Below are 20,753 nucleotides of genomic sequence, written 5' to 3' on the forward strand. Positions count from 1 at the left end.
CGCTGGTTATGGACATACAATCACGACCGGCCACACATGGCACTCGGCGGCATTACGCCGATTCAGAAATTGGCCCTCGCCGCATAGCCTCTACTTCTGGTGCGCATCATTAATGGGGGGATTACCGAGCCTGACGCCGCACCGGACCTTCCGAAAACCTGTTGCACGATTTCGGTATCGCCATTGCTGCGTGAGTTGCTGCTGAAGGCGGCTGGTATTACTGAGTTGTACGCGCCGGGAGGGCGGGAAGACCGGCTGATTGCTACCTTGCTCGATGAATTGGTGGCGGCACCGGTGGAGGACTTGCATCTGCCCATGCCGCGCGATCCCCGATTGCGCAGTCTCGCGGAAATGATGCTGGCCGACCCCACGGACAAAACCTCCAAGGCCGATTGGGCTACTCGCATTGGCATGAGCGAGAGAAGTATGAGCCGTCTTCTGCTGCACGAAATTGGAATGGCCTTCGGGCGCTGGCGTCGGCAGCTGCATGTAATCCTTGCGCTGCAACGTTTGACCAAGGGTGACAGCGTGCAAACGGTGGCATTGGAGCTGGGGTATGAAAACGCCAGTGGGTTCGTCACCATGTTCCGCAAGGCGGTGGGAAAGCCTCCGGCACGATACCTCTCGGATCGCACAAGCGGCGCGGAGCTTACTCCCGTGCCCGGCATCATGCTCCCCGATGAAATCCTTTCCTGATTTGATCAGCCTGTCTTGGCCCGGGGACTGCCGACTGCCGTCTACCGCCCGCTATCCGGCCAGGCACGCTGGGCTGAGTACGGCGTACCCACGTTGACAAATGTTGGATTGCGAAATTAGGAAAAAATATTACTCAATGCGGCCAGCGTGCTAAGAATGATCGCGGTTGGCCTAAATGAATAACAATCTGGCCTGGTTTCACTATTACCTCTCCCTCTCTCTATTGTTAAATACGGCATCTAAATGCAAATGAGTCTTGTTTATGCCTATTATCACAACAGCAGGGAAGTTCCTTTGGTCAATCGATATGCGTGGAGAGCCCGCCTTCTATCTGCATCTGGGCGGACCGTCCAAGGGCGCCGTCAGGAGCTCGTCCCGCACCGTGTTGGGATCGGCAGTTGCGGCAGCAGTTCTTCTTGGCGCGCAGGGCGCAGTCGCCGCCGAGTCAGGGCAGATACAAACCAGGGCTGTGGGCGCGTCTCAAGGGGAGATAGCGTTGCCAACCATAACCGTAACAGGCCGCATGGAGACGGCGGCCACCGAAGGTACTGGCTCCTACACCGCGGGCCAGACAGCGGCGGCGACGCACCTGCCGCTGTCGATGCAGGAAACACCGCAGGCGGTGACGGTGATCACGCGCCAGCGCATGGACGACCAGCAGTTGAATTCGGTGCAGGGCGTGCTGGAGAACACCACTGGCGTTGCGTCGGACCAGTCCGACAGCGAACGGACAAGTTTCTACTCGCGTGGTTTCCTGATCAACAACGTTCAGTACGACGGCATTCCCACCGTCGTCGGCAACATCGTCAATGGGAGCGGGATCGGTTCTGTCGATACCGCGTTCTATGATCGTGTCGAGGTAGTGCGCGGCGGCTCCGGCTTGCTGACCGGCACCGGCAATCCCTCGGCCGCCGTCAACCTGGTGCGCAAACGACCGACCCGTGACTTCTCGGCAGCCGCCTCGCTTGGCGCCGGGAGTTGGGACACCTACCGGGGCATGGGCGACATCTCGACGCCGTTGACCGAGGACGGCCGCGTCCGCGCGCGCATGGTGGGGACGTACCAGGACGGACACTCCTACATCGACGGCTACAAGCCAAAGAGGAAGTCGTTCTACGGCCTCATCGAGGCGGATCTGACACCAGACACGACGGTGAGCCTGGGCTATGACTACCAGGATATCACGCCGAAGGGCTCCACCTGGGGAGGTTTGCCGCTATGGTTCAGCGACGGTACGCAGGCGCAGTATGCACGCTCCAAGGACTACGCGCAGGACTGGAGCCATTGGAACAGCACCCTCAAGACGGCGTTTGCCGAGATCGAACACCGCTTCGACAACGGCTGGAAACTCCGGGCCGTCGCCAACCAGTACCGCACGCAATACGATGCCGAACTGCTCGGCCTGGTCGGCCGCCCTGATCGCGCCACGGGACTGGGTTTCCTTCCCTATGGGGCCTTTCCGGTAGCGCTGGCGGCCGAAGGTCGCAGCCATCAAAACACCTTCGACGCGATGGCGAGCGGCTCCTTCGAGATGCTGGGTCGCCAACATGACCTGGTGGTTGGGGCGACCAGTTCGCGCCGCACGGCCAGCCAGGACGATATCGCACCGTTCTTTGCAGGCTTTGCGCCGGTCAATGTCTATGAGCTGAGCCCGGCCTTTCCCCGTCCCAACTTCGATGCCATGGCTTCGATACCGACCCGCACCCGAATCAAGCAGAGCGGTGTCTATGGCGCAGCCCGATTCTCGCTGGCCGAGCCTCTGAAACTCATTGTCGGCGGCCGCTTCAGCAACTACGAAATCGACGACGTCGTCGGTGGCACATCGTTGCACTACAAGAAGAGCAGTGAATTCACCCCGTATGCCGGCTTGATCTACGACATCGACAAGACCTATTCGACCTACGTCAGCTACACGGGGATATTCAATCCGCAAACCGACTATCGCGACAGCAAGGGCAACGTGCTCACGCCTTCAAAGGGAAACACCAAGGAACTCGGCCTCAAAGGCGCTTACATGGACGGGCGTCTGAATGCGTCGGTGGCCTTGTTCGAGACCGAGCTGGACAACGCTGCACAGATGGTTGCCGGAACCTATACGCCAGCCGGCGCCCAAGCCTATAACGGTGCGGATGGAACGAAGTCTCGCGGGATCGAGCTGGATTTGCAGGGCGAGCTGGCGCGTGGCTGGAACATCTACGCAGGTATCGCCCACTTCACGGCGCAAGATGGCAATGGCGTCCGCTTGAATTCAAAAATACCGCGCACAACGGCCCAGCTTTTCACCACCTGCCAGTTGCCCGGCGACTGGAGCAAGTTGACGCTCGGCGGCGGCGTCAAATGGCAAAGCCGCTTTTACCAGGCGCCCAACACTGGCACCAGTTCGTTGGGTGGGGAACAAGGTTCTTATGCCCTGGTATCACTGATGGGGCAATACGCCATCACAAAGAAGACCAGCGTGGCCGTCAACCTCAACAACCTGTTTGACAAGAAATACGCGCTACAGAAGGGCGATTTCGACACCGTAAGTTATGGCGCACCACGCAATGTGATGGTGACGCTGAACTATAGGTATTGATTTGCCCGCAGGCGAACGCTTCACCCGTTGGAAATCCGCAGCCATACAACCATTGATTATAGAGAAAGCTCTTATGCCCCTACAGCCCCCACTAGGCCCCGCCCAAGACCTGGCCATGCACAACCCAAACAAGGTCGCCCTGTTCTGGTTGACGACAGCCGCCGGTGCCGTGCTTTTTGTCGCCTTTCAGTTGTTCTTCTACGTAAACGACTTTGTGAGAGCGCAGGGAACGAAACCTGCGATTACGTTTGAGCCCGGCGTACTGTGGATGTTTTCCGCGTTCTATGGTTCCTGGATCGTCACGGTGCTGCTCGCCTTGATCGGAACCCGCAAGGCTCAGTGGGTTGTGCTGGTCCTCGGCAGCCTGCTGGTCGTCCTCAACACCGCCGGGGGCATCTCCGACGGCTTGCGCGACGGCTGGCACATTGCCTTCTCGGCAGTGTTTTTCATCACGTTACCCGGCGTGTTCTCCATTGCGGCCACCTGGCGTCGCATCAAAAGCAAAGGCAACAGTCATGTCTATCAATAGTTCCAACTTCCCTTTGGTCTGGATGAATCTTACGCAAGAGCCGGGACGTGATCACCAACAGGACTTCGACGAATTCGATGCCAATTTGCAGCGCGGGCAGCCCTTCGTACTCCTGTCCGATACCGCCCCTGCTGAAGACCATGAGCACTCGCCGGAAGAAAAGAAACGCACCGCGCTCTGGATGAAAAAAAACAAGGTTGCGTTGCGAAAGCTTGTGCTGGCGATGATCATGATCGAACCGAACGGGGCCAAACGTCTTGGCTTCAAGGCGTTTGCGGTGGTGTTTGCCAAGTTCTGGGGCTACCCTCTACTTCTGGCTGCTTCACATGAGCAGGCAATTGAGATGGCAGGAGAATTGCTCGCAAAAGATGGAAAGGGATCCCACTGATAGTCCAAGCTGGCGTCCGATCTGCCATGAAGCTCTGCCGCCGCGCACTGTCGCGGCGAGCTGCTGCCCTGACCGTGGTTTGATCGCCGGCTTCCACGGTGCCAGCAAGGGCTCGAATGGGATGGCCCCCCGCTCTTCCAGGCGACACCGTGCCGCTCAAACTGGACGGACTATTGCTGCCAGCGCAGAAAATTGGTCGGCGAACGACATTGCATCGGCGCCGTCTGAGTATTCTCATCACTGCCGCCACCCATTCTCATAAGTCGCCGCCACCTGTTCTCACTGACCGCCGCCACCCAATCGCATTGAACGCCGCCACTCGTTCTCGTTGGTCGCCGCCAGCGTTCTGCTGTGGCTGCGGCCATTACCTAAGGGCAGCGAGGGACTGCTTCCGCCCCAAAACAGTCAGACAGTTATCAGAACGCTGACAACAGTCGTCGATGCCTTCACCTGGCCCATTGACGACGATTACTTGCTGCGGCCGGAAATCAGGTTCGTATTGATCCACGATGCCACGTCGGTAACCGCGAAGCCGCGTTGGCTATTGAACGTGCCACGCTTGTCCCAAGCGACACCCCGTCCTTGAGCGAAGGCTGCACGATACTTGCGCATCATATTGTTCGGATCGCGTGCCAGTTCGTCTAGCAAATACTCCTCGCTCCAAACCGATCGGCCAAAGGTGTGGCCTAGGGAGGACTCCAGTTTGTCCGCAACCTCGCCATAAGTCACGGTGTCGCCGGCTAGGAAGACAATCTCGTTCCGGATTCGAGGTATAGCGAACAGCACCTCGGCAGTCAGCGCTCCGATATCATCGGGAGTTGTCAGCGTCACAGCGGTGTCTAGGCTGCCCAGTGCATGGACTAAATTGCTTTGCAGGTCTACAACGCCGAATTCCGGCTCGAACAGATAGCTCATAAACATGCCGGTTGAGATAATGACCCACTCGGTCACGTGCTGACTGCGCAAAAGCTCACGCACGTCCAACTGTGCGTCGAAAATGTCCTGCGGACTGCCTCGTCCGATCACGTCAAAATCGACGCCGAACTGCCATGGAAAATACCTTGGAATTCGCGCCTGCAAGGCAGCGCGCGCCAACTTCATTGGTGTGTCGACGCCAGCCGCGTAGCCCGCGCAACCGACGACGGTGTCATAGCGCGCGAATACCACGGCGAGCTCATCGATGGAGCTCTTCACCAGATCGCCTATGACGATCTCAATCCCAAGATCCCGAATCTCCGCGATCTCACGCTGCTTGTCCTCAGAGTTTGACTCAACGGCACTTGCACGCAGCAGGACGCTGATCTTCACCCCACTGATCGACTTCGCGCGGTTCGCGAGACTGCGCAGCACCGGCAGGCCGAGTTCACCGGCGCCGAGCACGAGAATATTTTGAGACATGGCGTCAGGATCTGCTGGGTTCATCATAAGTGGTAGAAGCTGTTGGCGGACTTGATCGGACATTATTGATTCTCCTGTGAATTTGCTAGCTGCACTGTAGCGATTGCCGCGATGCAGAAAAAGTAGCACTGGAGGTTTTCAACATTCGAAAAATCCGAATAATCATGAGTTATAGTTCCTTTTTCACCAATCGCATGAGGGCAACACATGGACCGCGTACAAGCAATGCAGGTATTTCTTCGCGTGGTCGAAAGCGGAAGTTTTATTCGTGCAGCAGGGACGCTAGGCTTACCGGCGTCATCAGTGACCGGCATCATCAAACGGCTGGAAAAACATTTGCGGGTACGTCTGCTCAACCGCTCCACCAGAAACCTCAGCTTGACACCAGAGGGCGAGCGATACTTTCACCGCTGCCGCGAGATACTTGACCTAATTGACGACACGGAATCCAGCCTGCACGGCTCCGCTGAGCACCCACAAGGGAGAGTGCGAGTAGATATGCCTGGCGGAATCGCTCATGCCGTGATCCTTTCCCAGTTGGCGCAATTCCAGGCTCGGTATCCCGATATCTATCTAATGATCGGCATAAATGATCGTCAGGTGGACTTGATACAGGATGGCGTCGATTGCGTGATCCGTACAGGTAGCCTCCACGACTCGACGCTGGTCGCGCGCCGCCTAGGCGAGTTGCGCTGGATCACCTGCGCGACACCATCCTATCTGAATCAACAGGGCATTCCCGAAAGTTTGGAGGATTTGCAACGCCATCGCGCGGTTCACTACTTTTCCAGCACGACTCGGCGGACGGGCGAACTGCATTTCGTGAAGGCCGGAGACAGGGTTGCTTTGCCGGTTGCCGGCACGGTTGCAGTTAACGAGACTGGGCTGTACATCAAACTGGGCCTAGCCGGAGGCGGCCTGATGCAATTAGCTGAGATTTTGGTGGCCGACCATTTGCGCAGCGGAGACTTAGTCGAGGTACTGGCCAACATGCAACCTGAACCCGTGCCGGTGTCGCTGATATACCCTCATCACCGCTTTCTCTCGCCGGCCATGCAAGCGTTCGCCGATTGGACCGCCGAGCTTTTCAGCAATGTCAGCTAGTGGCCGACTCCTACCAATGTACTCGCTGGCAAGCTGGCGCCAGCCGGCTCGGCCGCTGCCGCCCCGTTGCGGACCTTCGTACTTTCTTTCTAGTTCACCTCGCTGTTACGGTAGAAGCCTAGCCATGCGGCTTACACCGTGGCTGGCGACGTTTTTAATTTCTTCGACGGAAAACCTGTCGGCGTTCAACGTGTATCCCTGACGGGAGAGCAGCATGTCGCTGCCCTCTGGGTTTCAAAGCGACATAAGTCCGGGAAACTAACTACGTTTCGTTCGGAATGCCTTCCGTAATTCTTCGGCGAACAAAGCAGGCTGTTCAAAGGCGGCAAAGTGCCCGCCCTTATCGAGCTCATTCCAGTAGAAAAGATTGGGCCACAGCGCCTCGGCCCACGCTTTGGGCGGAGCAAAGATTTCATGCGGGAATACCGAGGCCGCCATAGGTAGTTCGATACGCCCGCGATTGGGAGTCGCAAAGCCGCCGCGCGTGTTCTCCCAATAAATGCGCGCCGACGACGCGGCAGTATTGGTAAACCAATACAGGCTAATGTTATCGAGCATGGCGTTCAGAGACAGCGCGTCCTCAGGATTACCGTGGTTATCGGTCCATGCGTGGAATTTTTCGTAGATCCAAAGTGCCTGACCTGCCGCCGAATCGGCAAGTGGATAGCCGATCGTTTGTGGACGAGTGGCCTGCTCGCGGAAGTAGCCGCTCTGCTCGTTTGCGAACCAGGAAGCGCGCTCCATCGCCTTTTTTTCGACAGGCGTCGGATTCTCTGGCATCTTTGCCGGCAGCACAAACTGCCAGTTCACGTGGGCCGCGACCAATCCCTGCGGCTGCATTTGCGCCAAGGCGTGCGTGACGCCCGCCCCCCAATCTCCGCCTTGCGCAACCCAACGCTGGTAACCGAGCCGCTGCATCAACGTTGACCACGCGCGGGCTATGTGCTTGACATCCCAACCGGTGGCGCCCGGTTTGTCGGAAAAAGCAAAGCCTGGCAGCGAGGGGATCACGACGTGAAAAGCGTCCTCCGCCTTCCCGCCGTACCGTGTAGGCTCTGTGAGCGGGCCGATGACGTCCATGAATTCAACGAACGATCCAGGCCATCCATGCGTCAGTATCATTGGGAGTGCATTCGCATGAGAAGACCGCACATGGAGAAAGTGGATGCCCAACCCATCTATGCTGGTACGGAACTGTGGTATCGCATTGATGCGCGACTCGAACTGGCGCCAATCGTATTTGTCGCGCCAATAGGCAATCAGTGCCTTCGCCTTTTGCAGCGGAACGCCCTGCGACCAGTCGCCAACCGTCTCCTGATCCGGCCATCGGGTAGCGTCCAGACGGCGCTTCAGATCATCAATCGCGCTTTGCGGCACCGACACGGAAAACGGTGTGACCTGGTCCGTAGCGATCGCCAGTGTAAGTGAACCAGGCTGCGCGGAAGCGCTCGCGCTGCTCATCACGGCGGCCAGTGCCCCGCCGGCGCCAAGGGCGAGCAGCCGGCGGCGCGAAGCCGACTGGATTTCTTGGACATCGTCTTGCATGTGACTTCCTTTCGAATGAGGGTCAAGTGGCGACGGAATCGAGGAAAACATACAGCACGGCGATTTTCCCGTCCCGTACGATGATCACGTCCTCGCCTGTGTAAGCCGGCTCCGCGCTGTTGGGGCCGGAGCCCCATTGCAAGCGTGCGGCGTGATGGAGGATTTGCGGCGCGCCGTGCGGGGTATAGGCGAAGTGGGGATGCGTCGCGCGAAGATCGCCGGCAAACTTATTCAACGCCTCGCGGCCCACGAGTACGCCTGGTGGCACGTAGACTTCACAGTCCTCGGTGTAGAGTTCTTCGATGACGGCTTGACGGCGGCCGGCATCGCCTTCACCGAAAACTTCCTGGAGATTGCGATAAAGTAATTCGTGGATACGATCAGTCATGGTGTGTGCTCCTTGGATTGAGTTGCCTTCAAGCGCCAATAGCTAGCCTTAGGCGAACAGTTTGTTTGCTGCTTTTGCGATCAGCTCGCCTTGGTGGCGAGCACCTTCGAGCTCGATTGCGCTAGGCTGTCGCTGGCCCTGGCCACCCGCGATCGTGGTCGCGCCATAAGGCGAGCCGCCGGCGATCTCATCGAGCGTCATCTGACCCTGATGGCTGTAAGGCAGCCCGACGATAGTCATGCCGAAGTGCAGCAGGTTGGTGATGATGGAGAACAGGGTCGTCTCTTGGCCGCCGTGCTGCGTGGCGGACGACGTGAACGCCCCGCCGACCTTGCCATTCAAGGCGCCGCGCATCCACAGGCCGCCCGCTTGATCGAGGAACGCCGCCATCTGGGAAGCGATGCGGCCGAACCTTGTCGGCGTGCCGATGATAAGTGCATCGTATTCGGCGAGCTCTTCCACGGTCGCCACCGGGGCCTGCTGGTCAAGCTTGAAGTAGGAAGCCTGGGCCAGATCAGCAGGCACCGTTTCCGGGACGCGCTTGATATCGACCGTTGCGCCGGTGGAGCGGGCCCCTTCAGCGACCGCCGCAGCCATAGCTTCGATATGTCCGTATGACGAGTAGTACAACACCAGCACTTTAGATTGGTACATGACAAGCTCCTTTTTTTGATGGTTCCGGTCGCGCCGGAGGAAATTAAGCCAGCCCATGCTTAGTGGGTGCGCAGGGCTGTTTCACGCATCGCTTCGCGTGGGGAACCGGCGTCGAGGCTAAATGCCCCGGCGCCGAAATAGGTGATTTGCAGCAGACCGCCGGCCATCATCAGATTTTTCATGAAGTGAATCATTTGATTTTGGTCGGCCAGATTGTTGTGGAAGAGGACTGCGGTCGCCAGACTGAACAGCGCCATCAGCAGGGATACCAGGCGAGCCCGATATCCTGCGATTAGCAATACGCCGCCGCCCGCTTCGATCGCCACCGCGACGATGTACGCCAGCGTGGCCGCCGGCAGACCAACGGACGCGATGTAACCAACCGTCCCGCTGTAGGCGCCTAACTTGCTCAGGCCACTCAGCAGAAACGGCACACCGATCAGGATGCGACCCAGCAAGGGAATAAATTTGATACTTTTCATAACACACTCCTTGATAAAAATTGGATGGACAAAAATTCGCTTCAGCAGGCTTCCAACATGACCAGTTCAGCGTCTTCCAAGGCAACGACATGGATCGCTGCCATATCGGAGATGGCAGCGCCGTCGCGCGGCCCCATAGGTTCTCCATTTACTTCGATGCGCCCCGTTGCGACCACCAGATAGGCTTGGCGAGATGGAGCAAGATGCTGTCGCACCTCTTGGCCGGCTTTGAGCGATGCCGCCAGCAGCCGGGCATCGGCACGGATAAGCAGCGCCTCGTGGTCTTCTGCATCACCGCTGGCCAGGACTACAAAGCCTGCCGCGCGTTCACTCGCGGGAAAGCTTCTTGTGCTCCACTGAGGCATACCGCCATGTTCGCGCGGCAGAAGCCAAATCTGGTAAATTTTCAGTGGAACATCGCCTTGGTTAAACTCGGCATGACGTATTCCGGTTCCCGCGCTCATCACCTGAACCTCACCGGCGCGCAAGCTCATTTCGGAGCCGAGATCATCCTTGTGACCGAGCACGCCTTGCCGCACATACGTCAGGATTTCCATATCGCGGTGGCCGTGCATGGGAAAGCCACCGCCGACTGCGATCTCATCATCATTCCAGACGATCAGCGGGCCGATGGCGCCGTGGGCCGGCGCGCCATCCTGACTCAGCTGAAAGTGGTAACCAGCGCGCAACCAGCCCAGGTCAGCCTTCTCCAACGCTGCCCAACGTCGATGTGAAATCATTTATTTCCCCCGAACGGATGTGCCGCTTAGCCTGCGAGGGCCATGGTTTTATCGATTGCCGTCGCGACGGCAGGACGAGCCAGCAGTTCGGCGTACCAACGGGCGAGGGCCGGGAACTTGTCGATCGATGCACCAATCGCCTGAGAGCGCCAGATCCAGCCGAAATGGACGATATCTGCAATGCTGTACGTGTCGCCCGCGACATAACGGTGAGCGTTCAGCGCGTGATCAAGCACGCTCAGCACGCGATCAACCTCGGCAAGCGCCTTGACCTGGGCTTCGGCCGACGGCGACGACTGGATCGAAAGCAGAAATGCTTGGAGATAAGCCGGGCTGACGCCCGAAGCGTGGAAAAAGAGTTGCTCGAACACTTTACCGCGCGCGACGGGGTCAGTCGGCAGCAACTGGCCGGTCTTTTCCGCGAGGTAGACCAGGATCGCTGCGGACTCACTCAGCACGATGCCGGCGCCGCCAGCTGCCGAATTGTCGATCAGAACCGGCACCTTGCCGTTGCGATTCATGGCCTTGAAGGCGGCATCCCTTTGTGCCCCTTGGCGCAAGTTGACGGCAACAAGCTGGTAATTCAGGCCCATTTCTTCCAGAGCGATAGGTACCTTGAGGCTGTTTGGGCTGGCATACGCGTGAACTTCAATCATGGTCGTTTCCTTTGTATAAGTTGACTTCGGGTTTAGCGCTTCAGTGGATCCATCTTAAATTCGCAAAGATCAGTTGCATATCTCCTAATTTGCAAAGCATCTTTGCTACCAGTAGAATGATCTAAACAAATTCAGGAGCCGATCTCGTGGACCAGATTTCCGACCTTAACGATTTGCGTCTTTTTGCCGAAGTGGTCGAGCGGGGCAGCTTCACCGCAGCAGCACGCGCGTTAGGACTGCAGACTTCAAAACTGAGCCGCCGCGTCCGCGCTTTGGAGGAGGAGCTCGGGGTACGCTTGCTCAACCGCACCAGCAGAAGCCTGTCGCTGACCGAGACCGGGCGCCACTTTCACCTGCACTGCCTGGCTTTAGTGGCCGAATCACGGTCCGCCAAAGAAATCGTGGATCAGACCCGCACCCAACCACGCGGCGCGGTTCGCATCAGCTGTCCGCTAGCTTTACTGAGCTCCGGCATCGCCGAGATCATTTCCCAATACGCTTTGGAAAATCCCGAGGTTCAGGTGCTGGTCGATGCGACGAATCGTCTGGTGGATATTGTCGAAGAGGGGCTGGACATCGCGCTGCGTGTCAGGCTGCCGCCGTTGGAAGACACCGACCTCGCTGTCCGCCAGCTGGGCCTGTCGACGTTCGTTCTTGTTGCAAGTCCACATTTGATACAACAGCATGGTGCAGTGACCTCGCTTGAAGCGTTGAAGGGATTACCGACGCTGGCTTCGGCAAACAACCGTGAGCGATACGTGTGGAACCTGCTCGATTCGCAAGGACGCGCGTTGAGTTTTGAACATCGACCGCGCATTGCAACGGATGACTTGTCCAGCCTTCGGCTCGCTGCCCTGCGCGGTGTCGGGGTGACGATGCTGCCCCTCGAGTTCGTGGACGAAGATTTACGCGCCGGCCGCTTGCAACGCTTGCTCCCTGAGCTCGCATCCAGGGCCGGCCTGGTGCATGCGGTATTCCCGACACGTCGGGGCATGGTGCCTGCGGTGCGCCAATTGCTCGATGCGCTCGCTGCCGGATACGAGGCGCTTAACAAAAAATGATTTACATACTCACGACATGCATCGGCCATATGATTCCCTTGAGGAGATAGATTAAATTCGAGGAAGCGAAGAACTCGCTTACAGACGCGTCCCGGTCATCTGCTCGCAAATACTCCAGATACGATCTGCCGATGCTTGCTCCAACGCCCAGGGCCTTACGCCAAAAGGGGCCTCGCTTCCATCCGGCACAACGAGTGCGACATTGCTGTCTTCAAGATACAGCCCGCCTTGCCCGTCAAGAAGGTGGCTGGTCGCGGCCCACACGGCGGTAGCAGCACCTTGCTGGACGGTCTTGTAGGCACGTCAGTAAAGTGATTACAATGCTGGAGACAACGGTATCTCCGTGGTTAGGCGAGAGGACGCGGTGAAGCTGGGTCCAGGTGTTTGAGCAGGCCGAGACGTATCAGGCTTTCGGCAGTCGATGCGATAGCTTCCGAATTTGGTCGCGGAGTCCACCCGAGCATCCGGCGCGCCTTTTCACTCGTAGATGGGCGCCGCTTGCCTAGGTTGGACGCTAACTGGCGTGCCCCTGTGCTAAAAATAGCCGCCAATCGAATTTTCCAGCTCGAAATGCGCTTCGAAGGAACCTTCGCTGCTGCCAGACCGAATCGGCTGCGCAAGATAGACGCAATTTCCTCCATCGATATCAAAGAACCCGCCACTGCGATGAAGCGCTCCCCTTTCGCCTTCGGATGCAGCATCGCCCTTAAATGCAAGTCCGCCACGTCCCGAACATCCACCACCCCAAAGTGAAGGTCGGGCAAGCCGGCCATGTCGCCGTCCAGTAAGCGCTTAATAATGGCGATGGACGTTGAATAGTCCGCCCCGAGCACCGGTCCAAAAATGCCAACGGGATTGATGACCGACATCTCCAGGCCATGCCCCTCCGCCTGAATAAATTCCCAAGCTGCCCGTTCCGCGATGGCCTTGGAACGAATATAAGGCGGGTTCGGCAACGAAGTATCCGTCCAGTCTGTTTCGTCGTACGCAGCGGCCTTCGGCTGGCCGCCGTACCCTACAGCACCAAACGACGACGTCACTACGACACGCTTAACCCGCGCATCGCGGGCCGCACGCAGGACTCGCAAGGTGCCATCACGCGCGGGAAGAACGATGTCGTTTTCGTTCTTGGGAACTCCGGCCGGAAACGGCGACGCGACGTGCAACACATACTCTTGGCCTTCCATCGCCTTATCCCAACCGCTGTCACTGATCAGATCGGCCTCAACGAATTCGATATCGTCTGTGGACATCAGGCCAGTCGAAGCAAGCGTCTTCTTCAACGCCATTGCCTTCGCTTGAGAACGTACGGTAGCTCTCACGCTATGGCCGTCGTGCAGCAACCTCAGGATGCAATGGCTTCCAACGAAGCCGGAACCCCCTGTCACAAGAACCTTACTCATCATCGAATCTCCTTTGTGGCATGATGTTGAGAGATAACGGAACCTTTGACAAGTAGGATGATTTTTCTGACCTGGTATGATTTTTCAGAGTGAGATGGAATTGAAAGCAGAACCTGCACCACTAAGATTTCATGGAGATGCATGCGAAAGCTGCGCAAGTCCTAGCGAGAGCGAGATTCTTCGTTTTCAAATGGTTCTCCGGGCCATTACTGGCAAATGGAAAATCGAAATCGTCTGCCTGCTCATCCAGGGGCCTGTCAGATTCGGCGCGTTAAGGCGATGTATTCCCGGGATAACGCAGCACATGCTGACCGAGCAGTTAAGGGAGCTCGCCGCAGACGGCATCGTGATACGCCATGCCTATGTTGAGCTTCCGCTTCGGGTGGAATATGAACTATCCCAAGCCGGGGTTGAGTTGGTGCCGATATTTGCGCAAATGCTGCAATGGGGTAATAAATACCAATCACTTCTTGATACAACTTCGCCCGGCGCAGTGGCGCAGCGATAGCTCCGGTTTTCGCCGTCCTCCAGTTCTTGCAGCTCGAATGATTGACTATGTCATTGTCCGCCAAGGAGATTCCCACGAAATTCAAGTCGCATGGTAAGGCAAGCTGCACACGGGATGGCCAATTGATTTTGCTGGATCTCGAAGGACCGTGGAATGCGGAACTCATGCTTCAAATTCAGCATGGCGTTGATAGGGCTTTGTTGCACAAATGCCCGAGGCGCGCCTGAATCGCGGCTCGGGTAAACTATCGGCATGAGTGCACCGAGCAAACCGAAATATCGAACGACCAACTGGAAGGAGTACAACGCGGCGCTGAAGGCGCGTGGTTCGCTACTCATCTGGCTGGACCAGGACATGTGCTGGCACGGCAGTGCCAGTGGCAAACGTGGGCGTAGCCGGAAGTACAGCGAGGCGGCGATGCTCCACTTCTAATCCTTCTTATGTTGGTGAGAGGCCGCTCTTGGCCGGTAGCAGCAAATCTACGAGAGGCTCCAAACTGCCTCGAAATCTTGTGACGAGTTAGCGGACTGCGACACACTCTCCGACACTCTGGCGATAACCATGTAGGCACTCCCAGCCGTTGCCCAAGTAATTCAGTTTGGAATTCAGAGGCAGCTCAACTGTAATACATTCCTGGCCGGATTGGCGATACCCACGTGCACACTCCCATCCGTTTCCTAGGTAGTTCAACTTGCCATTCGGTGGCAAAGCAACTGCGACACATTCCTGACCGGATTGGCGATATCCACGCACACATTCCCATCCGTTGCCGAGGTAATTTAGCCTCGAGTTCACAGGGAGCTCAACCGCGATACATTCCCGGCCGGATTGGCGATATCCCCGCACACACTCCCATCCATTTCCTAGATAGTTCAGCTTCGTGTTTGGCGGTAAAGCAACTGCGACGCATGCCTGTCCGGACTGGAAATATCCACGGGCGCACTCCCATCCGTTTCCTAAATAGTTCAGTTTCGCGTTTGAGGGCAACTCAACCGCGACGCATTGCTGCGCAGCTCGATAGTACCCGCGTATGCATTCCCAGCCGTTGCCTAAGTAACTGAGCTTTGCATGTGGAGGAATCTTATAACTGTCTGCGTGCTGCGGCGCAGGAGCTACGGTGACGTTATCAGAGATTGGTTCGAGATTTGAAGAGTATGTATTCGGCACAGAACTAGCGCCTGACACTGTGTCGCCACCGAAACTTTCACCCGCATTATTGTATGCAGGAGTGGCGTTCGACGGCATTGTCTTTGTACCTGATACACCGGTGTACGGATTTACGTTACCTACGGTACTCCAGTTATTAGAAAAGTTGCCATCAGGAGCAGACCGCATATGAGGCTGTACATAGGTGCCATCTTTTTTTACGTACCCTCTAACAGCAACAGGTGAACTCCCTCCTTTTGGTCCAGCGAACGCTAATGAGGAGCCCAAGACGAGGCACAATAGAAAATAAAATATAGTGCGCATTCGGAACCCTCTAATATTTTCTATGCCAATCATGGAAGCATAAATTCTTCACAGTGTCATACTGGACTTCCAGACCAGTCCGCTTTTGGCCGTAATCGGCCGAAGCCGGTCAGGATAACATCTGGCCCATGCGACAAATACGCGAATTGTCACGTACGCCCAGGAAGACCAAGTACGTACGTCGAATTGTGGGGCCGCCTACGAACAGGCGGCTGGCGGCGCTCTGCGAGAGCGGGTGGCGGCACATCATGAGAATGGCCGGCCGCGACCTATGAGAATCGGTGGCGGCACCCGACGAGATTGAGTGGCGGCAGCTCATGAGAATTGGTGGCGGCGGTGATGAGAATACTCACCGTCGATTGCGAACCGGCCGTTCCGGATCAATCCTGCGGAAGCCCTTAGCGCCTTACCTGATTCAAGTTTTTATTAAAACGACCTGATCTTTAAATGATTCCGGGATAGAGCAACTTTAAAACAAACGATCAGGTGTCGTAATCCAGCCCCGCGATCCGTTTCCTTAAGGGACCTCTAAAGACCTACCGCTGGCCAGCCGCCGTCGGTAAAATTCTGTATCGACCATAACCACCAACGAGCGGCCGCGATGATGAAACCACGGATCAGCATGTTTGCAGAACACGAGCGCGAAGATCGTCGATCCAAGATTGGCGATCCGCTGGTCGGACTGACCAAACACGTGGACTTCGAGGCGCTTGCTGCGAGCGTTGATGCCGCAGCGCCGAGGCCATCGCGCGCTAAGGGCGGCCGTCCGCCGTATGCGACGCTGCTGATGGTGAAGATCCTCGTGCTCCAGCAACTCTACAACTTGGCCGACGACGCGCTCGAATACCAGTTGCTCGACCGCCGCAGCTTCCTGCAATTTCTTGATCTGACCGAAAGCAGCAGCATCCCCGATGCCAAGACGATCTGGCTATTCCGTGACCGCCTGGCGCAGGCGGGCGTGGGAAACCAGATCTTTGAGCAAGTCCAGCAGCAGTTGCAGCAGCAAGGCTACATGGCGCGTTGCGGCCAAATCGTCGATGCCTCGCTGGTGCAAGCGCCGGTTCAGCGCAACAAGCGCGAGGAGGCCGACATTGTCAAGGAAGGCACTATGCCGCTGGCTTGGAAGCCGCACAAGCGCGCGCAAAAGGATGTCGACGCGCGCTGGACAAAGAAGCACGGCAAGAGTTACTTCGGCTACAAGCTGCACGCCAGCGTGGACAAGCGCTACAAGCTGATGCGCAAAATAGCCGTCACGCATGCCGCCGTCGCTGACACCACACTATTTGAGCCGCTGCTGGACCGCGCCAACTCCAGCCGCGACGTCTACGCTGATCGCGGCTACCCTACCGCAGAACGGGAAGCGAAACTGAAACAAGACGGCTGGCGTGTGCATATCCAGCGCAAGGGCAGCGCCACCAAGGGCATTTCCGAGGCGCAAAAGCAGCGCAACCGCCGCATCGCCACACCGCGCGCCCGCGTCGAACACGTGTTCGGCGCGCTGGCCCAAATGGGCGGCAAGCTGGTGCGTTGCATGGGCATCGTCCGCGTCACCTTCGCCTTGCATCTCAAGGCGGCGAGCTACAACCTGAAACGCTTGGTGTTTTTGAAGGAAGGCGGCCTGGCGCCGTTCTGATCGACGGATCGGGCGCAGCAGCGGCAGAATGCGGCCAGCTTGCCGCGTTATGGCGCTTCCATCGACATCGCGACGCTGGCCGGCGCAACCGGCCGAACTACGACGGAATTTCTCGAAGGCGGCTTGCGCATCAGCTCACGCCGTCAAAAATGAGTTATTCGACGTCGCCATTCGTGAAGCGCTCGCCGAACATGATGGCGAACTGATTGGCCGCCTGCTTCCACGTCCGCTGCGGCATCTTCCAATCTTTTTTGATATTGCGCAAGGCCAGGTAGAGTAGCTTGCTGGCAGCGTCGTCGCTGGGGAAGTGGCCCCGGTTCTTGACGATCTTCCGAAAGCGCATATGCAGGCTCTCAATGGCATTTGTGGTGTAGATGATCGTCCTCACTTCCGGCGGATACGCGAAGAAGGGAATGACCTGTTGCCACTGGCGCCGCCACATGGCAGCCACCGTCGGGAATTTAGTGCCCCATGGTCCTTCTGCAAACTCATCGAGCGCCACAGCCGCCAAGTCCGCGTTGGCGGCCTGGTAGACCGGTTTCAAGGACGCAGCCAGTTCCTTACGGTCCTTCCATGATGCCAGCGTCATCCTCTTCCACCGTCCTCAGCGACATTTTATGCCGTTCATTATCTTTGCCCCTCGAATGAAGTTTGGCGATGATTTCTAAGGTGGAGCGAAGGGCTAACGATCAAGGTCATCATCGCGAAGGTCGATGAAGCCAACCAAAGCCCTACCTATGGGAACCTTGCAGATTACCCCGCGTAGCGGAGATGGTCATGGGGCAAATTGGCGCTTACGGGCCATGAGACATTTTCATATGTCTCAAGCCGTTAGAGCCTTTAGATAAAGGCGATTCTCAGTTTGAGACAAAGTATGCTCAATATAAGGCTCGGCAGTGGCACCAGTTCGACGCTGGAATTTCTAAAGGCGGTGGATCCACAGGCAGCCGTGTTCCAGGTTGGCTACCGAAATCGTTATCAACATCCTAAAAAAGAAGTCTTCGAGCGCTATGGCGAGCTGCGAATCCAGCGCCTGCGCACCGACCAATCGGGTGCCTTGACCCTCGATTTCGGCCAGACGATCCGGATCTCCAGCTATCGCGAGACGCATGCGCGTTATTGGTATGGCCAGTGATCGCCAGGCCGGGTTCGCCTTTAACAGCGCTTTAAGCTCGAGCTCGTGTAGAAATGGTGGACCTGACCCCGGAGTGGAATTAGAGCATTCCCACCAGCTTGTTGCCGGAACTGCCGTTACAATTGGTCGACAATAACCATACGGAGACCGCTTGTGAGCAAGCCCAAGCTGCATTTCGCCCATGCCAATAGCTATCCGGCGGGCGTGTACCGCCAGTTCTTCGAGCGCTTGAACGATCAATTCGATATCCAGGCGCTTGATATGCACGCGCATAATCCAAATTATCCGGTCACCGACTGCTGGCCGCGTCTTGTGGACGAATACATCGCCGAACTGACCGCGCGCTACACGGAACCGGTGATCCTCGTCGGGCACTCTTTGGGGGGCATGCTGAGTTTATTGGTCGCCCACGCGCGGCCGGACTTGGTGCGCTGCGTCGTCATGCTGGATGCGCCGGTGGTCGCGGGCTGGCGCGCGCTGGTCTGGCGGACCATCAAGCTGGTTGGAAAGGCTTACGACGTCCCGCCGGCCAAATTCTCCAAGCGCCGCCGGAATGTGTGGCCAAGCGCCGCCGCCGCGTATGAGCATTTCGCCAGCAAGGATATCTTCGCCGCCTGGGCGCCGGGAGTGCTGACCGATTACATCGACAACGGACTCAAACCGCACCCGGATGGGGTCCAGTTGCGCTACACACGGGAGATCGAGACGGCGGTCTACGCCACCTTACCGCATCACCTGCCCAAACTGGTGCGCGGGCGCTTTCCGGTGCCGATCGGTTTTATCGGCGGCACCGATTCGTGGGAAACCAGCCAATCCGGCCATGAACACACGCAGGCGCTGGTGGGCCGCCACTTCCGGCTGATCCCCGGCGGCCATCTGTTCCCGATGGAGACGCCGGCGGCGGCCGCCGATGCCACGGCCGATATGATCGCCGGTCTGTTGGACGAACAATCCACCGCCGGCGGCGCTAAAAAAGTTCTTAAATACGGGGCTTTCGCGTAAAATCTCGTCCATTCGGCGCGGTAGCGCCCCCCGGCAATTTTAGGAATACCTTGCGATGACGATTAAAAGCGATAAATGGATACGCCGCATGGCGGAGCAGCATGGGATGATCGAGCCGTTCTTCCCGGACCAGGTGCGCGAACAGGATGGCCGCAAAGTCATCTCGTACGGTACCTCGTCGTATGGCTACGATATCCGCTGCGCCGACGAATTCAAGATCTTCACGAACATTAACAGCACTATCGTCGATCCGAAGAACTTCGATTCGAACTCCTTTGTCGACGTCAAGAGCGATGTCTGTATCATCCCGCCGAACTCCTTCGCGCTGGCCCGTACGATGGAGTACTTCCGTATTCCGCGCAGCGTGCTGACCGTCTGCCTGGGTAAATCGACCTACGCGCGTTGCGGCATCATCGTCAACGTGACGCCGTTCGAGCCGGAATGGGAAGGCTATGTGACGCTGGAATTCTCCAACACCACACCGCTGCCAGCAAAGATTTACGCCGGGGAGGGCTGCGCCCAAGTGCTGTTCTTCGAGAGCGATGACGTCTGCGAAGTGTCGTACAAGGACCGCAACGGCAAATATCAGGGCCAGCACGGCGTTACCTTGCCGAAAGCTTAAGGGCGCCCGGAATACCTGATGAAATCAATAATCTTTTGCACGAGCTATATCAGAGACGCCGATGCCTGGGAAACTCGATATAAGCGCTGGCTCGATTATTATCAGGATTTTCCGCTGGATGTAGTCAAAAGAATCATGATCGACGATGGGTCGCCGTACCTGCCACCGGCTGAAATCATCAAGACGGTTTCCAATACCACCCCTCTGGCATCGGTGGAAGATAAGAATTTAATCATTCGATTCGACGATAACCTGGGGCGGCAGAGTATTAAGGACTATCCCGGTTGGTGGCGCAGCTTTCTTCATTCGGTGGAGGTGGCCCGGCAACTGGACGTCGATAAAATCATCCATATCGAGTCGGACGCGTATATCTTAAGCCCGCGCCTGCGCGATTTCATCGACCAGACCAGCACTGGCTGGCATGTGCTGTGGACCCAGCATAACAACTTCCCGGAAACGGCGATCCAGGTGATTTGCCGCGACCAGTTCCAGATTTTCGAAGATTTCAAACAAAAAAACTCGACCTTGCATTTCCCCGATATGGCCGAGCATATGCTGCCGTTTACGGCGGTGAATAAGGAATTCAAGGGAGACCGGTACAGCGAGCTCAAGCGAAATCGCGGCATATTCAAATCGAAGAAATTCAATTTTCTTCCGATCTTCAAGTGGGATTTCTTCAACGTGCAAGTTCCGGAAGACGCGGACTTCGTCACGCAAGGCGTGAGCAGCCAGCATCTGGAATACCGGCGCCGCGAATAAGCGGT

General features: G+C 57.3%; 20 protein-coding genes and 4 pseudogenes. 14 read left to right on the top strand and 10 right to left on the bottom strand.

The features are described from left to right. The 5 genes and pseudogenes from MRBLMU1_RS27690 to MRBLMU1_RS27710 all read left to right on the top strand — a co-directional run. A partial coding sequence (locus MRBLMU1_RS27690) for an integrase core domain-containing protein (protein ID WP_161051113.1) occupies positions 1 to 87 on the top strand: 87 nt, incomplete at its 5' end. A gap of 33 nt (positions 88 to 120) precedes the next feature. Further along, positions 121 to 696: pseudogene (locus MRBLMU1_RS27695) on the top strand (AraC family transcriptional regulator); the annotation flags it as partial. Positions 697 to 958: 262 nt separating this feature from the next. Then, on the top strand, positions 959 to 3,271 hold the full coding sequence (locus MRBLMU1_RS27700) for a TonB-dependent siderophore receptor (protein WP_363508734.1): 2,313 nt from the start codon (positions 959 to 961) through the stop codon (positions 3,269 to 3,271). 115 nt (positions 3,272 to 3,386) lie between these two features. After that, positions 3,387 to 3,800 carry a hypothetical protein gene (locus MRBLMU1_RS27705; RefSeq protein ID WP_363508737.1) on the top strand — a complete coding sequence of 138 codons (414 nt, stop codon included), beginning with the start codon at positions 3,387 to 3,389 and terminating at the stop codon, positions 3,798 to 3,800. After that, a complete protein-coding gene (locus MRBLMU1_RS27710) occupies positions 3,787 to 4,188 on the top strand; it encodes a hypothetical protein (RefSeq protein WP_363508740.1) in 402 nt (133 codons plus the stop codon). Before MRBLMU1_RS27705 ends, MRBLMU1_RS27710 begins: the two co-directional genes overlap by 14 nt. Here the strand turns inward: MRBLMU1_RS27710 and MRBLMU1_RS27715 are convergent. Continuing rightward, positions 4,123 to 4,293: pseudogene (locus MRBLMU1_RS27715) on the bottom strand (DUF3363 domain-containing protein); the annotation flags it as partial. The gene MRBLMU1_RS27710 and the pseudogene MRBLMU1_RS27715 sit on opposite strands and share 66 nt — an antisense overlap. 363 nt (positions 4,294 to 4,656) lie before the next feature. Then, the gene (locus tag MRBLMU1_RS27720) at positions 4,657 to 5,610 is read right to left on the bottom strand and encodes an aromatic alcohol reductase (RefSeq protein ID WP_363509601.1); all 954 of its coding nucleotides are present in this window, start codon (positions 5,608 to 5,610) and stop codon (positions 4,657 to 4,659) included. Between the two features lie 183 nt (positions 5,611 to 5,793). Between MRBLMU1_RS27720 and MRBLMU1_RS27725 the strand changes: the two genes are divergently transcribed. Further along, positions 5,794 to 6,690 carry a LysR family transcriptional regulator gene (locus tag MRBLMU1_RS27725; protein ID WP_363508743.1) on the top strand — a complete coding sequence of 299 codons (897 nt, stop codon included), beginning with the start codon at positions 5,794 to 5,796 and terminating at the stop codon, positions 6,688 to 6,690. Between the two features lie 258 nt (positions 6,691 to 6,948). Here MRBLMU1_RS27725 and MRBLMU1_RS27730 read toward each other — a convergent pair whose 3' ends face one another. From MRBLMU1_RS27730 to MRBLMU1_RS27755, 6 genes are read right to left on the bottom strand one after another with little or no spacing between them, the layout of a single operon-like run. Further along, complete coding sequence (locus MRBLMU1_RS27730) at positions 6,949 to 8,235, bottom strand: epoxide hydrolase family protein (protein WP_363508746.1); 1,287 nt, start codon at positions 8,233 to 8,235, stop codon at positions 6,949 to 6,951. A gap of 22 nt (positions 8,236 to 8,257) precedes the next feature. After that, positions 8,258 to 8,623 (bottom strand): nuclear transport factor 2 family protein, encoded by a 366-nt coding sequence (locus MRBLMU1_RS27735; RefSeq protein WP_363508749.1) that lies wholly within the window; start codon positions 8,621 to 8,623, stop codon positions 8,258 to 8,260. A gap of 48 nt (positions 8,624 to 8,671) precedes the next feature. Continuing rightward, positions 8,672 to 9,277, bottom strand: coding sequence for an NAD(P)H:quinone oxidoreductase (gene wrbA, locus MRBLMU1_RS27740; protein WP_363508752.1), 606 nt, complete (start codon positions 9,275 to 9,277; stop codon positions 8,672 to 8,674). Between the two features lie 59 nt (positions 9,278 to 9,336). Next, a complete protein-coding gene (locus tag MRBLMU1_RS27745; protein WP_363508755.1) occupies positions 9,337 to 9,759 on the bottom strand; it encodes a DoxX family protein in 423 nt (140 codons plus the stop codon). 41 nt (positions 9,760 to 9,800) lie between these two features. After that, a complete protein-coding gene (locus tag MRBLMU1_RS27750; protein ID WP_363508758.1) occupies positions 9,801 to 10,499 on the bottom strand; it encodes a pirin family protein in 699 nt (232 codons plus the stop codon). Positions 10,500 to 10,525: 26 nt separating this feature from the next. Continuing rightward, positions 10,526 to 11,155, bottom strand: a complete 630-nt coding sequence (locus MRBLMU1_RS27755; RefSeq protein WP_363508760.1) for a glutathione S-transferase family protein — start codon at positions 11,153 to 11,155, stop codon at positions 10,526 to 10,528. Positions 11,156 to 11,301: 146 nt separating this feature from the next. Here MRBLMU1_RS27755 and MRBLMU1_RS27760 point away from each other — a divergent pair, with 146 nt between their 5' ends. Then, the gene (locus MRBLMU1_RS27760; protein WP_363508763.1) at positions 11,302 to 12,216 is read left to right on the top strand and encodes a LysR substrate-binding domain-containing protein; all 915 of its coding nucleotides are present in this window, start codon (positions 11,302 to 11,304) and stop codon (positions 12,214 to 12,216) included. Between the two features lie 347 nt (positions 12,217 to 12,563). Here MRBLMU1_RS27760 and MRBLMU1_RS27765 read toward each other — a convergent pair whose 3' ends face one another. Then, positions 12,564 to 13,622, bottom strand: coding sequence for an SDR family oxidoreductase (locus tag MRBLMU1_RS27765; protein ID WP_363508766.1), 1,059 nt, complete (start codon positions 13,620 to 13,622; stop codon positions 12,564 to 12,566). Positions 13,623 to 13,713: 91 nt separating this feature from the next. Here MRBLMU1_RS27765 and MRBLMU1_RS27770 point away from each other — a divergent pair, with 91 nt between their 5' ends. From MRBLMU1_RS27770 to MRBLMU1_RS27780, 3 genes and pseudogenes are all read left to right on the top strand, one after another. Further along, positions 13,714 to 14,127, top strand: coding sequence for a winged helix-turn-helix transcriptional regulator (locus MRBLMU1_RS27770; protein ID WP_363508769.1), 414 nt, complete (start codon positions 13,714 to 13,716; stop codon positions 14,125 to 14,127). 252 nt (positions 14,128 to 14,379) lie between these two features. Further along, a pseudogene (locus tag MRBLMU1_RS27775) lies at positions 14,380 to 14,547 on the top strand (transposase); the annotation flags it as partial. A gap of 1,654 nt (positions 14,548 to 16,201) precedes the next feature. Beyond that, complete coding sequence (locus MRBLMU1_RS27780) at positions 16,202 to 17,230, top strand: IS5 family transposase (protein WP_414646129.1); 1,029 nt, start codon at positions 16,202 to 16,204, stop codon at positions 17,228 to 17,230. Positions 17,231 to 17,384: 154 nt separating this feature from the next. Here MRBLMU1_RS27780 and MRBLMU1_RS27785 read toward each other — a convergent pair. Next, a pseudogene (locus MRBLMU1_RS27785) lies at positions 17,385 to 17,810 on the bottom strand (transposase); the annotation flags it as partial. Positions 17,811 to 18,104: 294 nt separating this feature from the next. Here MRBLMU1_RS27785 and MRBLMU1_RS27790 point away from each other — a divergent pair. The 4 genes from MRBLMU1_RS27790 to MRBLMU1_RS27805 all read left to right on the top strand — a co-directional run bounded on the left by MRBLMU1_RS27790 (position 18,105) and on the right by MRBLMU1_RS27805 (position 20,748). Then, positions 18,105 to 18,365, top strand: coding sequence for a ComEC/Rec2 family competence protein (locus MRBLMU1_RS27790; RefSeq protein ID WP_363508775.1), 261 nt, complete (start codon positions 18,105 to 18,107; stop codon positions 18,363 to 18,365). Between the two features lie 153 nt (positions 18,366 to 18,518). Then, on the top strand, positions 18,519 to 19,367 hold the full coding sequence (locus MRBLMU1_RS27795) for an alpha/beta hydrolase (RefSeq protein WP_363508777.1): 849 nt from the start codon (positions 18,519 to 18,521) through the stop codon (positions 19,365 to 19,367). Between the two features lie 55 nt (positions 19,368 to 19,422). Beyond that, on the top strand, positions 19,423 to 19,989 hold the full coding sequence (dcd, locus tag MRBLMU1_RS27800; protein WP_363508780.1) for a dCTP deaminase: 567 nt from the start codon (positions 19,423 to 19,425) through the stop codon (positions 19,987 to 19,989). An 18-nt stretch (positions 19,990 to 20,007) separates the two neighbouring features. Then, a complete protein-coding gene (locus tag MRBLMU1_RS27805; RefSeq protein WP_363508783.1) occupies positions 20,008 to 20,748 on the top strand; it encodes a hypothetical protein in 741 nt (246 codons plus the stop codon). The last annotated feature ends 5 nt before the right edge of the window (positions 20,749 to 20,753 follow it).

Source organism: Burkholderia sp. LMU1-1-1.1 (assembly GCF_040675865.1).
GTDB lineage: Bacteria > Pseudomonadota > Gammaproteobacteria > Burkholderiales > Burkholderiaceae_D > Rugamonas.

Bases quoted from the DNA above. Each gene is read 5' to 3' on its own strand.
- MRBLMU1_RS27745 (WP_363508755.1), bottom strand. From the start codon at position 9,759: ATGAAAAGTATCAAATTTATTCCCTTGCTGGGTCGCATCCTGATCGGT.
- MRBLMU1_RS27710 (WP_363508740.1), top strand. From the start codon at position 3,787: ATGTCTATCAATAGTTCCAACTTCCCTTTGGTCTGGATGAATCTTACG.
- MRBLMU1_RS27735 (WP_363508749.1), bottom strand. From the start codon at position 8,623: ATGACTGATCGTATCCACGAATTACTTTATCGCAATCTCCAGGAAGTT.
- MRBLMU1_RS27805 (WP_363508783.1), top strand. From the start codon at position 20,008: ATGAAATCAATAATCTTTTGCACGAGCTATATCAGAGACGCCGATGCC.
- MRBLMU1_RS27780 (WP_414646129.1), top strand. From the start codon at position 16,202: ATGAAACCACGGATCAGCATGTTTGCAGAACACGAGCGCGAAGATCGT.
- MRBLMU1_RS27720 (WP_363509601.1), bottom strand. From the start codon at position 5,610: ATGAACCCAGCAGATCCTGACGCCATGTCTCAAAATATTCTCGTGCTC.
- MRBLMU1_RS27770 (WP_363508769.1), top strand. From the start codon at position 13,714: ATGGAATTGAAAGCAGAACCTGCACCACTAAGATTTCATGGAGATGCA.
- MRBLMU1_RS27750 (WP_363508758.1), bottom strand. From the start codon at position 10,499: ATGATTTCACATCGACGTTGGGCAGCGTTGGAGAAGGCTGACCTGGGC.
- MRBLMU1_RS27755 (WP_363508760.1), bottom strand. From the start codon at position 11,155: ATGATTGAAGTTCACGCGTATGCCAGCCCAAACAGCCTCAAGGTACCT.
- MRBLMU1_RS27700 (WP_363508734.1), top strand. From the start codon at position 959: ATGCCTATTATCACAACAGCAGGGAAGTTCCTTTGGTCAATCGATATG.
- dcd (WP_363508780.1), top strand. From the start codon at position 19,423: ATGACGATTAAAAGCGATAAATGGATACGCCGCATGGCGGAGCAGCAT.
- MRBLMU1_RS27730 (WP_363508746.1), bottom strand. From the start codon at position 8,235: ATGCAAGACGATGTCCAAGAAATCCAGTCGGCTTCGCGCCGCCGGCTG.
- MRBLMU1_RS27705 (WP_363508737.1), top strand. From the start codon at position 3,387: ATGCACAACCCAAACAAGGTCGCCCTGTTCTGGTTGACGACAGCCGCC.
- MRBLMU1_RS27765 (WP_363508766.1), bottom strand. From the start codon at position 13,622: ATGATGAGTAAGGTTCTTGTGACAGGGGGTTCCGGCTTCGTTGGAAGC.
- wrbA (WP_363508752.1), bottom strand. From the start codon at position 9,277: ATGTACCAATCTAAAGTGCTGGTGTTGTACTACTCGTCATACGGACAT.
- MRBLMU1_RS27725 (WP_363508743.1), top strand. From the start codon at position 5,794: ATGGACCGCGTACAAGCAATGCAGGTATTTCTTCGCGTGGTCGAAAGC.
- MRBLMU1_RS27790 (WP_363508775.1), top strand. From the start codon at position 18,105: ATGCTCAATATAAGGCTCGGCAGTGGCACCAGTTCGACGCTGGAATTT.